This is a genomic window from Caballeronia sp. INML1 (genome assembly GCF_023631085.1).
Classification (GTDB): domain Bacteria; phylum Pseudomonadota; class Gammaproteobacteria; order Burkholderiales; family Burkholderiaceae; genus Caballeronia; species Caballeronia turbans.
Map to the genome: position 1 here is coordinate 41,737 of NZ_JALQDT010000065.1, position 20,158 is coordinate 61,894.

Here is a 20,158-nt window from a genome sequence, read left to right on the forward strand (position 1 = left end):
AAGTTCTGGCTCTTGCGAGGGCTGCCAGAAACGCTTCGACCATTCATGCCGCATCGGCTAGCCGGATGTCGCTGCGCCCGTCCCGCCGCGTGGCTCTGCGCCGCGTCATCGCACGACCTATGCGCGCGCCCGGCACGTTATCGATGCCGAATGCGGGCCGCGCGAGAAAGAAACCCTGCGCGAGCACATGCGGCCACTGCGCGATCCACTGCGCCTGCGCGGCCGTCTCGACACCTTCGACGACAATTGCCACCTTGAGCCGCGTCAGCAGCGCGAGCACCGACGAAAACACCATGCACGCATTCGGGCTGCGCGGCGCTTCGGCCAGCAGCTCCTTCGCGATCTTCACCGTGCCGAAGTCGATCGGACCGAGTGCGGCGAGACACGAGTAGCCCGTGCCGAAGTCGTCCATCGCGACGCTCACGCCCTTGTGCTTGAGATGACTCACTACCTTCGGCATCGACGGCATGCGCGCCAGGTCTTCGCTTTCGAGCAATTCCAGCTCGATGCAATCGGGGGTGACCCCGTGCGACCGGCAAATCGAGTCCATGCGGTCCGCGAATCCCGGCAGCGCCGCGACCGATGGCGGCACGTTCACCGCGACCGAATAATGCGCGCCGCCGCGCGCCCGCCACGCCCCGATTTCGGACGCAACGACGTTCAGCACGAACCACGTGAGTTCGCGCATGAGGTCGGCGTCCTTGAAGGCCTCGCTGAATGCGCCCGGCAGCAATACGCCGTACTCCGGATGACGCCAGCGAATGAGCGCTTCCATTTGCGCGAGTTCGCCACTGTCGACTCGGTAGATTCCCTGATAGGCGATGCAGAATTCTCCGGCCTCGAGGCCGTCGAGTATGCGATGCCTGAATGCATGATCTGAGTTCGGCGCGGCTTTCGCGACAGGCGAGCCGTGTGTCGTTCTGTTCATGCTTGAGCCACCCCTCCCAGTTGGTCGTGGAGGCGGTTGCACGAGTCGTGCCAGACTTGCAGACTGTGCGCAATGCGAAGCCTCACAACGTTTGCGCGCCGGCGCATGCTGTCACGATTGCGGCACGAGGCGTCACGCCGCGTTCAGGGTTGCGTACCGATTTCGTGACGCCTTCTGCTGTGTGGGCTGGCGCACATAAGCCGAGTTCGCGTCCGCCTGCATCGGCATGCCGTTTTGAAGCTTCTGCTCAATAATTCTGGAACGTTTGTAATCCGGACCGATGCCGAAAGAATGGCTGGTCAGGCGGTTGCGGTCTGCGCGACTGGCCACATGCGTTCGAGCGCGCTGCCATCCTCGCGGAACAGATGCACATGGCGAATGCTGAAGCCCGCATTGAGGCGCTGCCCTTCGACGGCCGTCGATTCGCCCGAACCCTTCACCTGAATCACGAGTTCGTTTGGCAACCGCACATGCAGCAGCGTCTCGCCGCCGAGATGCTCGATCACCATGACTTCGCCGGAGAGACCGCTGTCGATATCGCCGCCGCCTGCTTCGACGAAATGCTCGGGCCGGATGCCGAGCGTGAGCGTTTCGCCCGCTCGCACGGTCGACGCCGCAAAAGGCAGCGTAAGCGGCTCGCCGCCGGGCAGCTCGATGGTGACCCCGGCGGCATCGACCCGCATCACGCGCACGTCCATGAAGTTCATCTTAGGCGAGCCGATGAAGCCCGCCACGAAGCGATTGTGCGGCGTGCGATACAACTCGAGCGGCGAGCCGATCTGTTCGACGCGTCCGTGATTCAGCACGACGATGCGATCGGCCATCGTCATGGCTTCGGTCTGATCGTGCGTGACGTAGATCATCGTCGCATTGAGCTGCTTGTGCAGCTTGATGAGTTCGAGACGCATCTGCACGCGTAATGCGGCATCGAGATTGGAAAGCGGTTCGTCGAAGAGAAAGACCTTAGGCTCGCGCACGATCGAACGTCCAATGGCAACGCGCTGACGCTGCCCGCCCGACAATGCGCGCGGACGGCGTTCGAGCAGCTGGCCGATCTGCAGAATCTCCGCCGCGCGATGCACGCGCTCTTTGATCTGCGCTTCGGGCAACTTGAGCATGCGCAGCCCGAACGCGATGTTTTCGTAGACCGACATGTGCGGATAGAGCGCGTACGACTGAAACACCATCGCGACGCCGCGTTGCGAAGGCTCGAGCTCGGTGACGTCTTCGCCGCCGATCAGTACTTGCCCCGAGTCGCTGCGTTCGAGACCTGCGATGGTGCGCAGCAAGGTGGACTTGCCGCACCCCGAGGGACCGACGAAGACCATGAACTCGCGATCTGTCACCTCGATGTCGACGCCCTTCAACACATCGACGCCCGCGAAGCTCTTGCGGATCTGCTGCAAATGGACTGCGCTCATACGTTGTCTCCTGTTTGCTGCGGCAGCGCAGCATCGGACGCATCGTCGAATTTGTTCTTGACAACCTGCTCGCGCCAAAATATACAATTGTAAAACCGAAATTACAAGTGAAACGACGCACGACAAAGCCGAACCCGTAAGCCTTACCCGCTCGATAAAAACCAAGGAGACAGGCATGAAGAAGCGCTTCATCCCGGCCACGCAGCTCGGCCCGATCAAACACGTCGCGGCGGTCGCGCTGCTGGCGGCGAGCGCAGCGTTCGCCGCATCGAACGCGCAGGCCTGGACTTTGAAGGAAGCGGCGCAGCCATACTCGGGCACCACGATCAAGGCCATCTTTCTCGATCGTCCCGGCTACAAGGCCGCGCAGCAACTGATCCCGCAGTTCGAGAAAGAGACGGGCATCAAGGTGCGCTGGGAAGTGATTCCTTACGAGAACACGCGCGAGAAGGAAGTGCTCAACTTCGTTGGTGGCGGCGATCAGGACATCGTGCTCGTCGATGTCGTGTGGATCGGCGAATTCGCGAGCAACAAGTGGCTCGTGCCGATCAAGAAGTTCACCGACGATCCGAAACTCGCCGACCCGAACCTGAACCTCAAGGGCTTCTTCCCGATCCTGCTCGATTCGTTCGGCACGTGGGACAAGGTCACCTACGGTCTGCCGTTCGATAACTATTCGGGCCTCATGTTCTACAACAAGTGCATGTTGAAGGACGCGGGTTTCGACGAACCGCCGAAAACCTGGGACGAGTTGCTCAACACGTATGCGCCGAAGCTCACGAAGGGCGACAAGTTCGCGTTCGCGTTGCAGTCGCGGCGCGGCGAGACGCAATCGGCGGATAGCTTCATGCGCGTGCTGTGGCCGAATGGCGGCTCGCTGCTCGATGCGAAGTTCAAGTCGAATCTGATGTCCGCGCAATCGCAGGCGGGCCTCGAATATCGGCAGAAGCTGATGAAGTACATGCCACCGGGCATCGTTGATTTCGATCATGCGGAAGCGGTGAACGCACTCGCGCAAGGCCAGGTCGCGATGATCACCGAGTGGTCCGCGTTCTATCCGACACTGACCGATCCGAGCAAGTCGAAGCTCGGCAACTGTCTCGCGATCACCACCGAGCCGAAAGGTTCCGCTGGCCTCAAGCCGGCGCTCGGCGGCTTCTCGCTCGCCGTGAACGCGAAGTCGAACGCGAAGAAGCAGGCGGCGTCGTGGCTGTTCATTCAATGGATCACGTCGGAAGCGATGGCGAAGCCCTACCTCGAAGCGGGCGGCGTGCCGGCGCGCACGGCGGTGTATCAGGACAAGGCCGTGCAGGACAAGTATCCGTTCGTGAAGCCGATGGTCGAATCGTGGCAGGGCGGCGTGCCGGATTATCGTCCGCGCTTCCCGGAATGGCCTGCCGTGTCGGAGGTCATCGGCGAATGGGGCAGCAAGATGATGCTCGGCCAGGTGACGGTGAAGGAAGGCGCGCAGACCATCGGTCAGAAGACCGAGGACATCCTGAAGAAAGCGGGCTATTACGACGGCAAGAAGCCTTTGCTGAAGTAACTTCATTCAAGGAACCGGAGGCGTTCGAATGGCTTCACCTGCAATGCGTGCGCGTGGACCGCGCAAGCCCGCGCGCTACTTCGGCATCGTGCCGCGTTCGCCCGCTTTCTGGTTCCTGATACCCGCAATCGCCGCGCTCGCGGTCATCGGCATCTATCCGCTGCTGCTTGCGCTCTATAACTCGTTCCATCAGTACAAGCTCGCGGATCTGGGTTCGGGAACGCCGTTCATCGGTGTCGACAATTACATCGCGACGCTGACCGATCCGAGCTTCTGGGGCGCGCTCGGACGCACCGCGTTGTTCCTCTGCGTGACCTTGCCGATCGAGATCGCGCTCGGCCTCTTCGCCGCGCTTTTGCTTCATCGCACGGAATTGCCGTGGATGCGTGCGGCCGCGCGTGTGAGCCTTGTCATTCCCATGGCGACGACGTATGCGGTCGTCGGCCTCATCGGGCGGCTGATCTTCAATCGTCAGTTCGGCGTGGCGAACTATCTGACCGGGCTCGTCGGCATTCCGCCGCAAGACTGGCTCGCCGATCCGACGCTCGCGTTCGTCTCCGTGATGATCATGGATATCTGGCAATGGACGCCGTTCTGCGCGCTGATCCTGCTCGCCGGACTGTCGATGGTGCCCAAAGAAGCCGAAGAAGCCGCGCGCCTCGAAACGCCGAAGTGGAGCATGATTCTCTGGCACCTGCAGCGTCCGTATCTGCTTCCGGGTCTCACGGCCATTCTCATTCTTCGCTCGGCCGACATGCTCAAGATGTTCGATGCCGTCTTCACGATGACGCGCGGCGGGCCCGGCGCCGCGACGGAATTCATCAGCGTCTATATCCAGCGCGTGGGCTTTCGTCTCTTCGATCAGGGCATGGCGTCCGCGCAGGCGATCATCCTGCTCATCCTGACGATCGTGCTGTCGCGTCTTTATATCCGTTTCGTGTATCGGGAGGCTGCGTGAGTTCGATCAATATGCCAGTCACGCAACGCGCGAAGCGCGCACGGGCCGCAAGAAAACGCGCCACTGTATGGCATTTTATCGGTCTGGTGGTCGTGTTTCTGTCGTCGGTGTTTCCGTTCTACTGGATGGTGACGACGAGCCTGAAAAGCCAGGCCGATGCGCTCGCGTATCCGCCGAAATGGCTGTTCTCGCCCACCTTCCATCACTACACCGCGGCGCTCTTCGAACATGACGTGGCGGGCAGCCTGCTGAACTCGCTCATCATCGCGTGCAGCACGACGGTCCTCGCGATCCTGCTCGGCACACCCGCCGCCTATGCGCTCGCGCGCTACGAATTCCGCGGCAAGGAAGACTTGTGGTTCTGGTTCATCTCGAACCGCATGGTGAGCCCGGTCGTGCTCGCGGTGCCGTTCTTCCTGATCGCGACGAAGCTCGATCTCGTCGATACGCATATCGTGCTGATCCTGCTGTATCTGACGTTCTCGTTGCCGATCGTCGTATGGATCTGCACGGACCAGTTCCGCAACATTCCAGTCGAGCTCGACGAAGCCGCGCGTCTCGACGGTGCGTCGCCGTGGCGCGTGTTCTGGCGCATCAATCTGCCGCTCGCGATGCCGGGCATCGTCGTCTCGGCGATCTTCGCGTTCATTTTCTCGTGGAACGATCTGCTCTATGCGCTCGTGCTGACGCGCAGCGACGCGATTACATCGCCCGTCGCCGCAACGAGCTACATGAGCGGCTATGAATTGCCGTGGGGCGAGATCATGGCGACGGGCACGCTGATCGTGCTGCCGATGGTGGTATTCGCGCTGCTCGTGTCGGGCCGACTCGTGCAAGGCCTGACGATGGGCGCGGTGAAATAAAATCCCGCAGCCTTTCATTGAACAACGGAACAGCATGACCATAAGCATGAGCAAGAGCGCACCGTCCATCGCCATCGCGGAAGCGGACGAGTCCATCGATTCGGAAGAAGAACTCCAGGCGCGCGTCGCGTGGCACTACTACGTCGGCAATCTGACGCAGCAGGAGATCGCGCAACGCATCGGCAGCAACCGCGTGCGCGTGAACCGGCTGCTCGCCGCGAGCCGCGAATCCGGCCTCGTGCAGATCACGATCAACAGCAAGATCGCGCCGTGCGTCGCGCTCGAAGAAGCGCTCGCGAAGCGCTTCGGCCTCGAATGCGCGGTCGTCGTGCCGACCGGCGCGAACAACGAAGCGAACAATGCGGCGCTCGGCATCGGCGCAGCTTCCTACTTCGCCAAGCAGATCGTTGCAGGGCAAACCATCGGTCTCGGCTGGGGCCGGACGATTCGCGCGGTGCTGCGCGCGATGCCGCAGCGCACGTATGGCGCGGTGTCGGCGGTGTCGTTGCAGGGCGGCTTGTCGCATTGCCCGAGCATCAATACGTTCGATATCGTGTCGGACTTCGCGAACATCTGCCGCGCCGATGGCTATCTCTTCGCCGCGCCGATTTACGTGAGCAGTCAGAAAGCGCGCGACGTGATCCTGCAGGAAGAGACCGTGCGGGAAACATATGAACTCGCGCGCAACGCCGACCTCGCATTGCTCACGTGCGGCGATCTGACGGAATCGCTCGTCGTGACTTACGGCATCGACAATCCCGAGCAACTGCGCACGCTGCAAAAGGCGGGCGCGGTCGGCGACATGCTCGGTCATTTCATGGATGAAGACGGCGAACTGATCGATCATCCGCTGAACCGTCGCACCGTCGCGATCACGCTCGATGACTTGCGACGGGTGAAGCGCGTGATTCTGGTGAGCGGCGGCCAGAAGAAATTCCATGTGACGCGCGCGGCGTTGCGCGGGCGCTATCCGTCGGTGCTCGTGACCGACGAGGACACCGCACGGCGTCTGTGCGACGAGCCTTGAAGACGACACCATGACAGCTATCGACAGAAACCGCGAGTTCGCGGGCAAGACCGTGCTCGTCACGGGCGCGGGCAAGGGCATCGGTCATGCGACAGTGCATCTGCTGATCGAGCGCGGCGCGCGCGTGATCGCATTGAGCCGCAGCGCCGCCGACCTCGATGCGCTGAAGAATGAGACCGGCTGCGAAACCATCGCCGTCGATCTCGCCGATGCACACGCTGCGCGCGAAGCCGCGCGCGCGGTTCAGCCCGTGGATCTGCTCGTGAACAACGCGGGCATCGCGATACTGGAGCCGTTCCTCGATACGTCCGTCGAAGCCTTCGACCTCACGATGAACGTGAACCTGCGCGCCACGATGATCGTCGCGCAGGAGTGCGCGAAGAGCATGATCGCGCGCGGCGTCGGCGGATCGATCGTCAACGTGTCGAGCTTGTCGGCGAATGTCGGTTTTGCGCTGCATGCGGCCTATTGCGCATCGAAAGGCGGGCTCGACGCCATGACCCGCGTGATGGCCAACGAACTCGGTCCGCATGGCATTCGCGTGAACGCCGTGCTTCCCACCGTCACGATGACGCCGATGGGCGAACGCGCGTGGAGCGATCCCGCCAAGGCCGGGCCCATGCTCGCGCGCATTCCGATGAATCGTTTCGTGCAGCCGGTGGAAGTGGCGCGAACGATCGCGTACCTGCTCTCCGACGATTCAAGCATGGTGAGCGGCGTGAGTCTGTTGGTCGATGGCGGATTCCAGTCCTGCTGATGCCGCTTATCTCTCTCAAAGGAACGACGATGGAAGCACTGGTTCTCGAAGAAGCAAGACGCATCAGCTTGCGTCCGTTCAGCTTGCCGCAGGTCGTGGGCCCGCGCGACGTGCGCATCAAGATTCATACGGTCGGGATTTGCGGCAGCGATATTCACTACTATCAGCATGGCCGCATCGGACCCTTCGTCGTGAACGAGCCGATGGTGCTCGGGCACGAGGCATCGGGCACGATCGTCGAAGTCGGCGAGGACGTAAAGCATCTGAAGGCGGGCGATCGGGTATGCATGGAGCCGGGCGTGCCGGACATGGAATCACGCGCATCGCGTGAAGGCCTGTACAACCTCGATCCGAAAGTGCGCTTCTGGGCGACGCCGCCGGTAAATGGCTGCCTCGCGCCTTATGTGGTGCACCCGGCCGGCTTCACGTACAAGTTGCCGGATAACGTGAGCTTCGCGGAAGGAGCGATCGTCGAGCCGCTGTCGATCGGTTTGCAGGCCGCGAAGAAAGCCGCGATCAAGCCGGGCGACGTGGCCGTCGTGCTCGGCGCGGGCACGATCGGCATGATGTGCGCGCTCGCCGCGCTCGCGGGCGGATGCAGCCGCGCGATCGTCTGCGATCTCGTGCAGGAGAAGCTCGACCTGATCGGCGGTGTGCAAGGTGTGACCCCCGTGAACATCCGCGACAGGCGTGCTCTCGATGTCGTGCATGAACTCACGGATGGCTGGGGCGCGGACATCGTGTTCGAGGCGAGCGGCAACGAGAAGGCGTTCGACGGCATCGTCGATCTGCTGTGCCCGGGCGGCTGCCTCGTGCTTGTCGGCATGCCGCAGCGCGCGATTGCGCTGGACGTGGTCGCGGTGCAGATCAAGGAGGCGCGGATCGAATCGGTATTTCGCTATGCAAATATCTTCCCGCGTGCGATTCAGTTGATCGCATCGGGCAGGCTCGATGTGAAGCCGTTCATCTCGCGCACGTTCCCGTTCGCGGAAGGCATCAAGGCGTTCGAGGAAGCGGCGAGCGGCGTGCCGACCGACGTGAAGGTGCAGATCGTCCTGGAAGAGTGAGTTCGTCGTTCATATAACGAAAGGGAGACACGTCATGGCCGATGCAGAGATGACAGCGATCGTATGCCGCGCGCCGAAGGACTATCGCGTCGAGCGCGTGCAGCGTCCGAGTGCTGCGAGAAACGAGCTCGTGATCCGCATCGCCGCCTGCGGCATCTGCGCGAGCGACTGCAAATGCTGGTCGGGCGCGAAGATGTTCTGGGGCGGCCCGAATCCGTGGGTCAAGGCGCCGGTCATTCCCGGGCATGAGTTCTTCGGTTATGTCGAGGAGCTGGGTGAAGGCGCCGAAGCGCACTTCGGCGTGAAGAAGGGCGACCGCGTGATCGCCGAGCAGATCGTGCCTTGCGCGAAATGCCGCTATTGCAAGTCGGGCGAGTACTGGATGTGCGAAGTGCATAACATCTTCGGCTTTCAGCGCGAAGTGGCCGATGGCGGCATGGCCGAATACATGCGCTTTCCGCCGACGGCGATCGTGCACAAGATTCCCGATGGCATTTCGCTCGAAGACGCCGCGATCATCGAGCCGCTCGCATGCGCGATCCATACGGTAAATCGCGGCGATATCCAGTTGAGCGACGTCGTCGTGATCGCGGGCGCGGGACCGCTCGGGCTGATGATGACGCAGGTGGCGCATCTGAAGACGCCGAAGAAGCTCGTCGTGATCGATCTCGTGGACGAGCGTCTCGCATTGGCCCGCGAGTACGGCGCCGATATCACGATCAACCCGAAAACCGACGATGCGCTGGAGACGATCCGCTCGATCACCGATCGCTACGGCTGCGACGTATATATAGAGACTACTGGCGTGCCGGCCGGTGTATCACAAGGGCTGGAACTGATTCGCAAGCTCGGCCGTTTCGTCGAGTTTTCGGTATTCGGCGCGGATACGACCGTCGACTGGTCGATCATCGGCGATCGTAAGGAACTTGATGTCCGCGGTGCGCATCTCGGGCCGTATTGCTATCCGATCGCAATCGATCTGCTCGCGCGCGGGCTCGTAACGTCGAAGGGCATCGTCACGCATGGCTTCACGCTGGACGAGTGGGACGAGGCCATCAAGATCGCGAATTCGCTCGACTCGATCAAGGTGCTGCTCAAGCCGAAATGATTGCGTCAGAACGGCACTTCGCCCACATGCCATAGCACGCCCGAAGGATCGAACACGAAGCCGACTTTCATTCCCCACGGTTGGATCGCGGGCGCGCGCGCTGGCTTGACGGTGAAGCGCTCGCTCAGTTCTTCGGGTTTCATTTCGCGCCACCACGCGTCGACATCGCGCACGAGCATTTGCAGCATGCAGTTTTCCGCGAACTCCTTCACGTAGAAGTTTTGCAGAATGAAGCTGAAGCTTTCGGCTTTGAGCATCGCGATGTCGTCGTCCTGATGCGTGACGCGAAAGCCCAGTGCTTCATAGAAGCGCCTGGACAACTCGAAGTCTCTGGCGGGAACGAATGGGCGCAGCGCGAGAAGTTGGTTCATCGGGATGATTCAGTGAGATGGGAGGGCGTAGTGTACCGTCCCGCCCAATGGCCTCACGATGCCGATGAATGGGGCCGCGCTCGATCATGAAAGCGACACGCCCAGCAACTTGCCGAGGCCGAACGTGCAGCCTGCGGCGATCATCCCGATCAGCACTTGCCGCGTTGCCGAAAAGAGTGCGCTACGTCCATTAAAGAGCGATGTGAACATGCCGATACCCGCCAGTCCGAGCCCGCTCAAGACAATGCATTGCGCGATGCCCTCGGCGCCGCGCGCCCATAGAAACGCGATTCCCGGAATGATCGCGCCCACCGCGAACAACGTGAAAGATGCGAGCGCGGCGGTCCACGGATTGCCGCCAAGCTCGCGCGGATCGAGGCCGAGTTCTTCGCGCGTGAGCGTATCCAGCGCCTTGTCCTTGTCGCGCATGATCTGGGCGGCGACGCGCTTCGCTTCCGCGGCATCGATGCCCTTCGCCTGATAGATGAGCGCGAGCTCGTGACGCTCCGCATCGGGCATGTGGTCCAGCTCGTCTTTCTCTTTTGCGATTTGCGTGCGCGCGAGTTCGCGCGCGTTGGTCACGGAGAGCCACTCGCCCAGCGCCATCGATGCGGCCCCCGCCATGAGGCCCGCGAATGCGGTGAGAAGCACCGTCTTGCTGTCGCTGCCCGCGCCGGCGACGCCCATGATGAGGCAGAAGTTCGACACGAGGCCGTCGTTCGCGCCGAGCACGGCCGCCCGCAGATCATTGCCCGACGCCACGCCGCGATGCCACGATTCGGCCGCTGCGATCGCGCCTCCCTTGCTCAGACCTTTGCTGCGATTCGCCACGTCCTGAACGATATCCGCGTGATGCCATTCTTCCGCCGACATTTGCGCCGCATCGGGCTGTCCCGCGTACTTGTCGCGATCGGCCATTTCGTTTGCGGCGACGGAGCGCAACACGAAGTCCGGCCCGAACGCACGGGCCAGCGCGCGCATGATTCGTGTCTTCGCGCTGATGCGATGCGTTCGCACGGAGACGCCGTTCTCCCGCAACTTCGCGGCCCATATGTCGGCATGACGGCGCTCTGCCTCGGCCAGCTCCGCATACACGCGCCGTTTCCCTTCCTGCGTTTCTGCTTGCGCGAGCGTGTCGTAGAGCGCGGCGCTGTCGAGTTCGTCGGCGAGATTAGCCGTAAAGCGTTTGAGTTCGGTCTGGGACGCCATGACGTCACCTTTTATCGTTCGTCTCGATCATCCAAGAGTAAAGAGGAACGCCACGTCTTATATTGAATAACCCTACGACATGCGATGAGTGAGAATGGAATCGCGTCTCATCGTCGTCATTGTTTCGATGCAACCCGCTTGCGTTGCGACGGCAGCATGCGGGTCAGCGTTTCATCGTGCAACACGAATTGATGAAACAGTGCCGCGCCGACATGCAAGCCTGCGAGCGCAAGCAGCACCCATGCGAAGACGCGATGCCAGTCACCGAGCGCGTGCCCGACGGGCGATCCGGCGGGCGAGAGCGGCGGCATCGGAATGGAGGCGAGCAGCGTAACGGGCCAGTCGCGCGACGATGCATTGGCCCATCCCATCAACGGAACCGCGATCAGCAGCAGGTAGAGCAACCAATGCGTGTAGCGCGCGAGCGCGCGCAAGGGGGCGGGCAAATTGCCGGCCTCGGGCGGCGCGGGATGCACGCTGCGCCAGAGCAGGCGCACGAGGACGAGCAGCACGATCACGACGCCGACGCCCAGATGCCATGCGATCAAACCCACGGGCTTCGTGTCGCGATGCACGTCCGGCATCGCCCAGGCAAGCACATATTGAACGAGCAGCAGCAGGGCCGTGGCCCAGTGAAAGAGACGAGCGGGCGGGTTATAGACCGATGCGAATTCCTGGCGCATGACATGTTTCTCCGACGAGACGAGACGAGGCGCGGTCGTGCAAATGCGACCGCAACCCTTGATGATGGGGACAAAATGCTTAGGCGAGCCTTAGCGCCTCGAAAGAAAGGGGCATCGACACGCCGAATTTCTGATGGGCGATGACCACTGGCCCTGCGGCATCGAAGTGAATCGCGCTACACTCGAAACCTTCCTGCGCGATCATAACTCTCAAGTGTTGTCGAAACGCCGCTTGAGTGTCGAAGATGTCTTTCACCCGGCTTCGTTCGAAATGGCCAGGTTATAGCGCGCTTCTTACGACAACGCATATCACGATGACTGCCCCCACCGCCGCCTCGTCGAGCGAAATGACCACGCCCGGCGTGCCGCCCGTGCCCACCTCGTTCGCGCTTTTCAAAGCTTTCTTTTTCATTGGCCTGACGGGGTTTGGCGGTGTGTTGCCGTGGGCGCGCCGCATGCTGGTGGAGCGTCTGGGCTGGCTCACGAGCCGTGAGTTCGCGGAGTTGTTGCCGCTCGCGCAATTACTGCCGGGGCCGAACGTCGCGAACATCGCGACCGTGCTCGGGCGGCAATATCGCGGCGCGAAAGGTGCGGCAGTCGCGGTGTTCGCGCTGTATCTCGCACCGACCATCATCACGATCGGGATCGGTTATGCGTATGCCCGATGGGGACATGCGCCGGTCACCGCACATCTCTTCGCGGGACTCATGCCTGCTGCGACGGGGCTCGTCATCGCGACCGTGCTCAAGCTCGTGACGAGCTTGCCGCGTGGCGTGGCCAGCATCGTGCTCGTGGCCGCGACGTTCATCAGCATTGCGCTCATGAAGATTCCACTTCTTATCGTGCTTGCCGTGCTGGGGCCGCTCGGCACGATCACGATGCTACGGCGCGCGCAGAAGGATTAATGCGATGTGGAGCACGCTCGCCGATCTATTCGTGCATGGTTCGATCTGGTCGCTGCTCGCCGTCGGCGGCATGAATGCAACGCTCGCCCATATCCAGCGTTATGCAGTCGATACGCGTCATTGGGTCACGGGCGAGCAGTTCGTCACGTTCTTCTCGATCACGCAGGCCGCGCCGGGTCCGAACGGCATGGCGGTCGCGTTGATCGGCTTTCAGGCGGCGGGACTCTCCGGAGCACTCGTTTCGACGATCGCGAAGATCTTGCCTTCTTCGTTGATGGCCTATTTCGTGAGCGCATGGGTGGAGCGCAGGCAGGACTCGCGCATCGTCGCCGCGGTTCGCAAAGGACTCGCTCCGGTGACCGTGGGCTTGCTCGTATCGGCCGCTTATGTGTTTGCGCGCGAGACCGATGTGAACGTGTCGCGCGCGCTTTGCACGCTCGTGTGCGCAGCAGTCGCTTATCGCAGCAAGCTCAATCCGATCTATCTCGTCGCGGCGAGCGCTCTCCTCGGGCTGGCAGGCGTATTCGGCTGATAACCATTACCTAGCCGGCAAGCGCCGCATCGACATCGACGATGATTTTGCCGCGCGCCGTGCCATCCAGCAGCGCCTCATAAGCACGCTCCGCGCTATGGAAATCGAAGCGTCGCGCATCGACGCGAGGCGCGAGCTTGCCCGCTTTGGCGAGCCGGGTCGCTTCGTACAACATCTCGCCATGATGCGCGCGATGCTGTCCCGTCAGTAGCGGATGCAGCGTGAACACGCCCGAATAACTCGCTTCGCGAAACGACAGCGGCGCGAGCGCATGCGTGCCCCATCCCAACGCGCTGACGACATGACCGAAGTGCTTCACTGCTGCGAACGATGCATCGAGTGAAGCGCCGCCGACGGTATCGACGACGAGATCGAAGCCGGAGCCGTTCGTATGCCTGGCGACGTATTGCTCGACGCTCGTATTGCGGTAGTCGATCGGCGTCGCATCGAGGCTATGAATGAAGGCGTGATCGCGCTCGCTTGCGGTAGCGAACACATGTGCGCCGAGTGCGCGCGCGAGTTGCACGGACACGTGCCCCACGCCACCGGCTCCGCCTTGCACGAGCACGGTTTGCCCAGCTTGCAATTTCGCGCGATCGACGATGCCCGCATAAGACGTGATGAACGCGAGCGGCAGGGCGGCCGCGTGGCGCATCGAAAGATTCGCGGGCTTATGCGCGAGAAGCGCGGCATCGACTGCGGCGTATTGCGCGAGCGAGCCCTGAATGCCGCCGACTCCGCCGGTCATGCCGTACACCGCATCGCCCGGCTTGAATGCATCGACGCCTGCACCGACTGCTTCGACGACACCGGCCATATCGATGCCGAGCACGAGCGGCAAGGGATGTTTTGCATGTGCCGCGGCGCCCGCGCGAATCTTGGTGTCGAGCGGATTGAGCCCGCTCGCGGCGATACGCACGAGTACTTGTCCCGGGCCCGCTGCGGGACGATCGATTGCGACGAGTTCGAGCGGGCCGTTGTGACGATCGAGAATGAGGGCTTGCATGGTGGACATCGTCGACTCCGGAAAGGTTGAAGGCTGATGGCAGTGCGCCCATACTCGGCCATGCACCCAAGCATGTAAATCGACAGAGTCGCACGATGATCATACGAAAATGAATGGGCCAAATCTCGAATGGAGTGACGTTCGCATCTTTCTTGCGATAGCGCGCAGCGGCACGCTCGGCGCGGCCGCAAGAATGATCGGCCAAACCCAGCCGACGATGGGGCGGCGACTGCGCGCGCTTGAAGAATCGCTGGGTCACGTGCTTTTCCAGCGTACGCGCGACGGCTTCGTGTTGACCGACGAAGGCGCGGCCGTGCTGTCGTATGCCGAACGCATGGACGAAGAGGCGCTCAGCTTCACGCGCGCGCTCGCGGGACAGGATGCGAAGCTCACGGGTGTGCTGCGAGTGTCATCGTCGGACTGGTTCGGCGTGCATGTGCTTACACCGATATTCGCGCGCTTTCTCGCGAAACATCCCGAGGTATCGATCGAACTCGTCACCGATGCGCGGCGCTATAACCTCGCGCGACGCGAAGCCGATCTCGTGTTTCGAATCACGCCCTTCGACGAACCCGACGTCATACAGCGCAAGCTCATGCATATCGATTACGCGTTATATGGACGTGCCGATCTGACATCGCCCAAAGCGGGTGACGGAAAAGGGCAGACGCTCATCAGCATGGATAGCGCATTCGATCAGTTGCCGGATGTGCTTTGGGTAAAGCGCATGTTGCCCAACGCGAAGATCGTTTTCGGCAGCAATAATCGCGACGCGCAAGCGCAAATGTGTGCACAAGGTACGGGCTACGCGGTTTTGCCATGCCCGCTAGGCGATGGCGACGCGCGCCTGGCTCGCTTCGATGTTGGAGAAGCCCCGCCCGGAAGGGACGTATGGCTGGGTTATCACCGCGATCTGAAACGCGTGGCTCGCCTGCGCGCATTGCTGGACGAAACCGTGGCGGCGCTTCAGCGGGATAACAGTTGATTATCGATGCAACTAACTGTCCTATCCGCCAACCTTCATTAAATTGATCGCGTTACTGCCCGCATATTGGAGTTTCAGGCAATCGGGAAGACCCAAAGCGCGCGCAGCAATCTGAAGCGCAAGCGCAAAGTTATGCGTAAACGCGCCGTCATCCAAGCCTGATTTTTAAAGCGGCGCTACAATCCCGGTGCCTGAAAACCGACTGCCACTGCACGCAGTTGGCCATGGCGATATCCGCCGAAACCTTATAAGCCGGAGCCGCTCATGAGCACGCTTTCCATCAATGGCGAGAATCACACGATCGACGTACCGCCCGACATGCCTCTTCTTTGGGTATTGCGTGACATCGTGGGACTGACGGGAACCAAATTTGGCTGCGGCATCGCGCAATGCGGTGCATGTACCGTTCATCTCGATGGCGTCGCCGTTCGTTCATGCGTGTTGCCGATCGCAGCGGTCGGCGATCGCAAGGTGACGACGATCGAAGGCGTCGGCGACACGCCTGCCGGCAGGAAAGTGCAAGAGGCATGGCGTCAACTCGATGTCGTGCAATGCGGTTATTGCCAGTCCGGACAAGTCATGTCCGCGGCGGCATTGCTCACGACCGTCCCCGATCCCAACGACGCCGATATCGACGCCGCAATGGCAGGCAACATCTGCCGCTGCGGCACCTATCACCGCATCCGCGCTGCCATCAAGCAGGCCGCGAAGGAGGCGTGACATGTCGCAAGGATTGATCGAAGCGGGACATCACGCGGCTCGCGCGGGGTTATCGCGCCGCACGTTTCTGAAGCTCGGCGTGACGGCGGGTGTCGCCGCAAGCGGCGGATTGCTGATCGGCTTCAGCCTGCCAGCCGCCAGCCAGGACCGGAGCAAAGGCAAGTCCGTGATCGGCGGTGATGCCATCGAGTCTCCGCAAGACGGCATATTCGCGCCGAATGCGTTCGTGCAGATCGACAAGAGCGGCAAGATCGTGCTCATCATGCCGAAGGTCGAAATGGGTCAGGGCGTCTATACCGCGCTGCCCATGTTGATCGCCGAGGAGCTTGAAGTACCGCTCGACAGCGTCACGATCGATCATGCGCCGCCCAACGAAAAGCTCTTCACGGACCCGCTATTGGGCGGCCAATTGACGGGCGGCTCGACATCCGTGCGCTATGCATGGGAGCCGTTGCGCAAGGCCGGTGCGGCCGCGCGCATGATGCTCGTCGCGGCGGCGGCGCAGCAATGGCAATGCGATCCGTCGTCCTGTATGGCGCAAGGCGGCAAGGTGTTGCATGCATCGGGTGATCGCAGCGCGAGTTATGCCGAGCTCGCCGAAGCGGCCGCGAGATTGCCCGTGCCGCAAGACATCAAACTCAAGGATCCGAATAGCTTCAAGATAATCGGCACGCCGGTCAGACGTCTCGATTCGCCGGAAAAAGTCGACGGCACCGCGATGTTCGGCCTCGACGTGCGCCTGCCCGACATGGTGTATGCGGCGATCGTCAATTGCCCGGTATTCGGCGGCACGCTCGCATCGGTCGACGACAGCAACGCGAAGAAGATTCCCGGCGTGCGCCAGGTAGTGAAGTTCGACAATGGCGTCGCGGTGATCGGCGAACATACGTGGGCAGCCAAGCGAGGCGCAGCCGCATTGCAGATTCAATGGAACGAAGGCCCGAGTGCCAGTGTATCGACGAAGCAGATCGTCGATGACATGGCGCATGCGTCGCAGCGCACGGGCGCTGTCGCGCGCAAGGAAGGCGACGTGAACAACGCGTTTTCCAGCGCGAAAACGCGCGTCGACGCAGTCTACGTTCAGCCGTTTCTCGCGCATGCGACGATGGAGCCGATCAACTGCACCGTACATGTGCGCCCCGATGGCTGCGATATCTGGCTCGGCACCCAAGTGCCCACGCGTATCCGCGATGCCGGAATGAAAGCCACCGGCTTGCCCGCCGACAAGATCTTCGTACATAACCATCTGCTCGGCGGCGGCTTTGGCAGGCGGCTCGAATTCGACATGGCCACGCAAGCGCTCAAGATCGGCAAGGCGCTCGGCGTGCCCGTGAAGGTGACTTGGTCGCGCGAGGAAGACATTCAGCACGACATGTATCGGCCGTGCTACTACGACAAGCTATCCGCCGGACTCGATGCGAACGGCAAGCCGGTAGCATGGACGCATCGCATCGTCGGGTCGTCGGTGCTCGCGCGCTTTGCGCCGCCCGCTTTCAAGGACGGTATCGATCCCGATGCGGTCGAAGTGGCATCCGATCTTCCCTACGACCTGCCTAATCAGCTCGTCGATTACGTGCGCCTGGAACCGCATGACGTACCCACCGCGTTCTGGCGCGGCGTAGGACCGACGCGCGGTACCTTCGTCGTCGAGAGCTTCATCGATGAACTGGCGATTCAGGCGAAAGCGGATCCGGTGGAATACAGGCGCGCTCTGCTCGGCAAGTCGCCGCGCGCACGTAACGTGCTCGACGTCGCGACACAGGCGGCCGGATGGGGAAAGCAATCGGTGCCGCAAGGACAAGGACGCGGCGTCTCGGTCATGCATGCGTTCGGCAGCTTCTTCTCGATCGTCGCGGATGTCGCGGTCGACAAGGACGGCGCGGTGAAGGTGAACCGTATCGTGTGCGCGGTCGATTGCGGCATGGTCGTGAATCCCAATACAGTCGAAGCGCAAGTGCAGGGCGGCATCATCTTCGGTATCACGGCTGCGCTTTACAGTGAAATCACCATCAAGGACGGGCGCGTCGAGCAAAGCAATTTCACTGATTATCGAATGCTGCGCATACACGAAACGCCGCCGGTGGAAGTGCATATCGTCAAGAGCATGGAGTCCCCGGGCGGCATTGGCGAGCCGGGCACGGCGGCGCTTGCGCCGGCTATCACCAATGCGATTCACGCAGCGACGGGCAAGCGGCTGAGGCAGTTACCGGTTGGCAATCAATTGCGTAGCGCTTGAGGAGGCCATCATGAAAAATGCATCGAAGCCTCTCTTTGCGGTGTTGTTCGCTTTCATGTCTTCGGCTTATGCGGCCGACGATGCGCTCGTCGCGCGTGGCGCGTATCTCGCGAGGGCGGGCGATTGCATTGCGTGCCATTCGGCGCCGCGCGGCAAGCCACTTGCGGGCGGCTTGCCGATGATGACGCCCTTAGGCGCCATCTACACGACCAATATCACGCCTGATCCGGACACGGGTATTGGCCGCTATACAGAGGAGGAATTCGCGCGAGCATTGCGTGAAGGCGTGGCGAAGGACGGCCACAATCTCTATCCGGCGATGCCGTATCCGTCTTATGCAAAGATCAACGACGAGGACATGCATGCCCTCTACGCGTATTTCATGCATGGCGTCGCGCCTGTCAAGCAGGCCAATCGTGAAGCGGATATCAAGTGGCCGCTCAATATGCGCTGGCCGTTGAAGCTCTGGAATGCGGTGTTCCTCGAAAAAGGAGTCTATCGAAGCAAGGCCGGCCAGGATGTCGCCTGGAATCGCGGCGCGTATCTGATTCAAGGCCTCGGGCATTGCGGCTCGTGTCATACGCCGCGCGGCATCGCGTTTCAGGAAAAAGGACTGGACGAGAGCAGCAGCGCATATTTGACGGGCGGTTTGCTCGATAACTGGTTCGCTTCCAATCTGACAGGTGAACACAATACCGGACTTGGACGGTGGTCCGAGCAGGACGTCGCAACGTTTCTCAAGACAGGCGCGAATGCGCACGCGTCGGCATTCGGCTCAATGACGAGCGTCATCAATAACAGCACGCAAGCGCTGAGCGACGCCGATGTCGCCGCAATGGCGCGCTACCTGAAGTCTTTGCCGGCGGCGGGCGGCAGTGGCGGCGCGCCGTATTCATATGATCAGAAAGCGACCAAAGTGTCATTGACACGCCCGGCCGCGACGGACTCGGGTGCGCGTGTCTACACCGCTTACTGCATGCATTGCCACGGCGCCGACGGTCGCGGGTTCGCGCCGATGCTCGCACCGCTTGCGGGTAATCCGAACGTTCTGGAGAAGGATCCTTCGTCGCTCATCAACGTGACGCTTAACGGCACTGACGATCTCGTGCTGAATGGCGTGCCGGCGCCTTATCCAATGCCTCGCTATTCGCCCGTGCTGAATGATCAGCAAGTCGCCGATGTGCTGACTTTCATCCGCGGCGCCTGGAACAACAACACGCCGGCGGTCCAGGCAGAGGACGTTGCAAAGATGCGCAAGGCGACGCAGGCGGCACGCTAGGACGAAAAATCCATGACATCCAGATGAACTGAACTGGATGGATGCGCAAGGAACTTTCGATGCACCCTAGCGCTGATCCGTTCATAGCCGTCGCTCAGCGCTTTCAGCAGGCGTTCGTCGCTCGCCCCGGCCGGCGCCCAGAAACACTGCTCCAATGCCTTGCGCGTGATGTTGCATTGAATTGCTTGCTCGCGCGAAAACGCGACAAAGCTGACGGAGGCGCGGTCCGCCGAAATGGTGGCATGGATCGAAAGCTTGCTTGTCATGATTCGACAGGAGAAGTGCGGTTCGCTGGTTTTTATTGTGTCAGAAATCGGCGAGTTCGCGCATCCCCGATTCAGCCCGAAACGTGCGCGAACGGCCAGAAGCGGGCGTTCGTCGGAGCGGCGACGCACAGACTGTTGCGCAATGCCTTGATCTTTAAATCGAACGTTCGTTCGAATCATCTCGGTTAGAGTCTAATGTTTGGTGCGGTTGCACCCGATAGCGCGACAGAGTGCCAGCGAATTCGAAATGTCAAAGCTGACATGTCTTTACTGTGGCGTGGAAAAATGAAA

General features: G+C 61.5%; 21 protein-coding genes. 13 read left to right on the forward strand and 8 right to left on the reverse strand.

Going from position 1 to position 20,158, the window contains the following annotated elements; translation table 11 throughout:
• Positions 1–43: 43 nt before the first annotated feature.
• Positions 44–928, reverse strand: coding sequence for an EAL domain-containing protein (locus NCR38_RS26550; RefSeq protein WP_061116354.1), 885 nt, complete (start codon positions 926–928; stop codon positions 44–46).
• Positions 929–1,227: 299 nt separating this feature from the next.
• Positions 1,228–2,349, reverse strand: a complete 1,122-nt coding sequence (locus tag NCR38_RS26555) for an ABC transporter ATP-binding protein (RefSeq protein ID WP_061116355.1) — start codon at positions 2,347–2,349, stop codon at positions 1,228–1,230.
• Between the two features lie 175 nt (positions 2,350–2,524).
• Between NCR38_RS26555 and NCR38_RS26560 the strand changes: the two genes are divergently transcribed.
• From NCR38_RS26560 to NCR38_RS26590, 7 genes are read left to right on the forward strand one after another with little or no spacing between them, the layout of a single operon-like run.
• Positions 2,525–3,895 carry a sugar ABC transporter substrate-binding protein gene (locus tag NCR38_RS26560; protein WP_061116356.1) on the forward strand — a complete coding sequence of 457 codons (1,371 nt, stop codon included), beginning with the start codon at positions 2,525–2,527 and terminating at the stop codon, positions 3,893–3,895.
• A 28-nt stretch (positions 3,896–3,923) separates the two neighbouring features.
• Positions 3,924–4,853, forward strand: a complete 930-nt coding sequence (locus tag NCR38_RS26565; RefSeq protein ID WP_250477816.1) for a carbohydrate ABC transporter permease — start codon at positions 3,924–3,926, stop codon at positions 4,851–4,853.
• 11 nt (positions 4,854–4,864) lie between these two features.
• Positions 4,865–5,716: a carbohydrate ABC transporter permease gene (locus NCR38_RS26570; RefSeq protein WP_061116528.1), complete on the forward strand. Its 852-nt coding sequence runs from the start codon at positions 4,865–4,867 to the stop codon at positions 5,714–5,716.
• A gap of 46 nt (positions 5,717–5,762) precedes the next feature.
• Positions 5,763–6,743 carry a sugar-binding transcriptional regulator gene (locus NCR38_RS26575; protein WP_061116358.1) on the forward strand — a complete coding sequence of 327 codons (981 nt, stop codon included), beginning with the start codon at positions 5,763–5,765 and terminating at the stop codon, positions 6,741–6,743.
• Between the two features lie 10 nt (positions 6,744–6,753).
• Positions 6,754–7,500, forward strand: coding sequence for an SDR family oxidoreductase (locus NCR38_RS26580; protein ID WP_061116359.1), 747 nt, complete (start codon positions 6,754–6,756; stop codon positions 7,498–7,500).
• A gap of 29 nt (positions 7,501–7,529) precedes the next feature.
• Positions 7,530–8,567, forward strand: a complete 1,038-nt coding sequence (locus NCR38_RS26585; protein ID WP_061116360.1) for an NAD(P)-dependent alcohol dehydrogenase — start codon at positions 7,530–7,532, stop codon at positions 8,565–8,567.
• 34 nt (positions 8,568–8,601) lie between these two features.
• On the forward strand, positions 8,602–9,675 hold the full coding sequence (locus tag NCR38_RS26590; protein ID WP_061116361.1) for an alcohol dehydrogenase catalytic domain-containing protein: 1,074 nt from the start codon (positions 8,602–8,604) through the stop codon (positions 9,673–9,675).
• Positions 9,676–9,680: 5 nt separating this feature from the next.
• Here the strand turns inward: NCR38_RS26590 and NCR38_RS26595 are convergent, their stop codons facing one another.
• The 4 genes from NCR38_RS26595 to NCR38_RS26610 form a co-directional block, all read right to left on the reverse strand.
• Positions 9,681–10,046, reverse strand: a complete 366-nt coding sequence (locus NCR38_RS26595) for a VOC family protein (RefSeq protein WP_061116362.1) — start codon at positions 10,044–10,046, stop codon at positions 9,681–9,683.
• Positions 10,047–10,130: 84 nt separating this feature from the next.
• Entirely contained in the window at positions 10,131–11,255 is a 1,125-nt protein-coding gene (locus NCR38_RS26600; RefSeq protein WP_250477818.1) for a VIT1/CCC1 transporter family protein, read from the reverse strand.
• Positions 11,256–11,371: 116 nt separating this feature from the next.
• Positions 11,372–11,938: a cytochrome b gene (locus NCR38_RS26605; RefSeq protein WP_061116364.1), complete on the reverse strand. Its 567-nt coding sequence runs from the start codon at positions 11,936–11,938 to the stop codon at positions 11,372–11,374.
• 79 nt (positions 11,939–12,017) lie between these two features.
• Entirely contained in the window at positions 12,018–12,194 is a 177-nt protein-coding gene (locus NCR38_RS26610) for a hypothetical protein (protein ID WP_250477819.1), read from the reverse strand.
• 58 nt (positions 12,195–12,252) lie between these two features.
• On the opposite strand from NCR38_RS26610, the gene NCR38_RS26615 reads away from it, so the two are divergent.
• Together NCR38_RS26615 and NCR38_RS26620 are read left to right on the forward strand one after the other, a co-directional pair.
• Positions 12,253–12,843 carry a chromate transporter gene (locus NCR38_RS26615; RefSeq protein ID WP_061116365.1) on the forward strand — a complete coding sequence of 197 codons (591 nt, stop codon included), beginning with the start codon at positions 12,253–12,255 and terminating at the stop codon, positions 12,841–12,843.
• Positions 12,844–12,847: 4 nt separating this feature from the next.
• Positions 12,848–13,375 (forward strand): chromate transporter, encoded by a 528-nt coding sequence (locus NCR38_RS26620; protein ID WP_250477820.1) that lies wholly within the window; start codon positions 12,848–12,850, stop codon positions 13,373–13,375.
• Positions 13,376–13,385: 10 nt separating this feature from the next.
• On the opposite strand, the gene NCR38_RS26625 is transcribed toward NCR38_RS26620, so the two are convergent.
• Positions 13,386–14,390, reverse strand: a complete 1,005-nt coding sequence (locus NCR38_RS26625; protein ID WP_061116367.1) for a zinc-dependent alcohol dehydrogenase family protein — start codon at positions 14,388–14,390, stop codon at positions 13,386–13,388.
• A 100-nt stretch (positions 14,391–14,490) separates the two neighbouring features.
• Here NCR38_RS26625 and NCR38_RS26630 point away from each other — a divergent pair, with 100 nt between their 5' ends.
• From NCR38_RS26630 to NCR38_RS26645, 4 genes are all read left to right on the forward strand, one after another.
• Complete coding sequence (locus NCR38_RS26630) at positions 14,491–15,366, forward strand: LysR family transcriptional regulator (protein WP_250477821.1); 876 nt, start codon at positions 14,491–14,493, stop codon at positions 15,364–15,366.
• A gap of 264 nt (positions 15,367–15,630) precedes the next feature.
• On the forward strand, positions 15,631–16,086 hold the full coding sequence (locus NCR38_RS26635) for a (2Fe-2S)-binding protein (RefSeq protein ID WP_061116368.1): 456 nt from the start codon (positions 15,631–15,633) through the stop codon (positions 16,084–16,086).
• A gap of 1 nt (position 16,087) precedes the next feature.
• The gene (locus tag NCR38_RS26640) at positions 16,088–18,322 is read left to right on the forward strand and encodes a xanthine dehydrogenase family protein molybdopterin-binding subunit (protein ID WP_250477822.1); all 2,235 of its coding nucleotides are present in this window, start codon (positions 16,088–16,090) and stop codon (positions 18,320–18,322) included.
• Positions 18,323–18,332: 10 nt separating this feature from the next.
• Positions 18,333–19,601, forward strand: a complete 1,269-nt coding sequence (locus NCR38_RS26645; protein ID WP_061116370.1) for a cytochrome c — start codon at positions 18,333–18,335, stop codon at positions 19,599–19,601.
• Here NCR38_RS26645 and NCR38_RS26650 read toward each other — a convergent pair.
• Entirely contained in the window at positions 19,598–20,047 is a 450-nt protein-coding gene (locus NCR38_RS26650; protein ID WP_250477823.1) for a DUF1488 family protein, read from the reverse strand. The genes NCR38_RS26645 and NCR38_RS26650 overlap by 4 nt on opposite strands.
• Positions 20,048–20,158 lie beyond the last annotated feature (111 nt).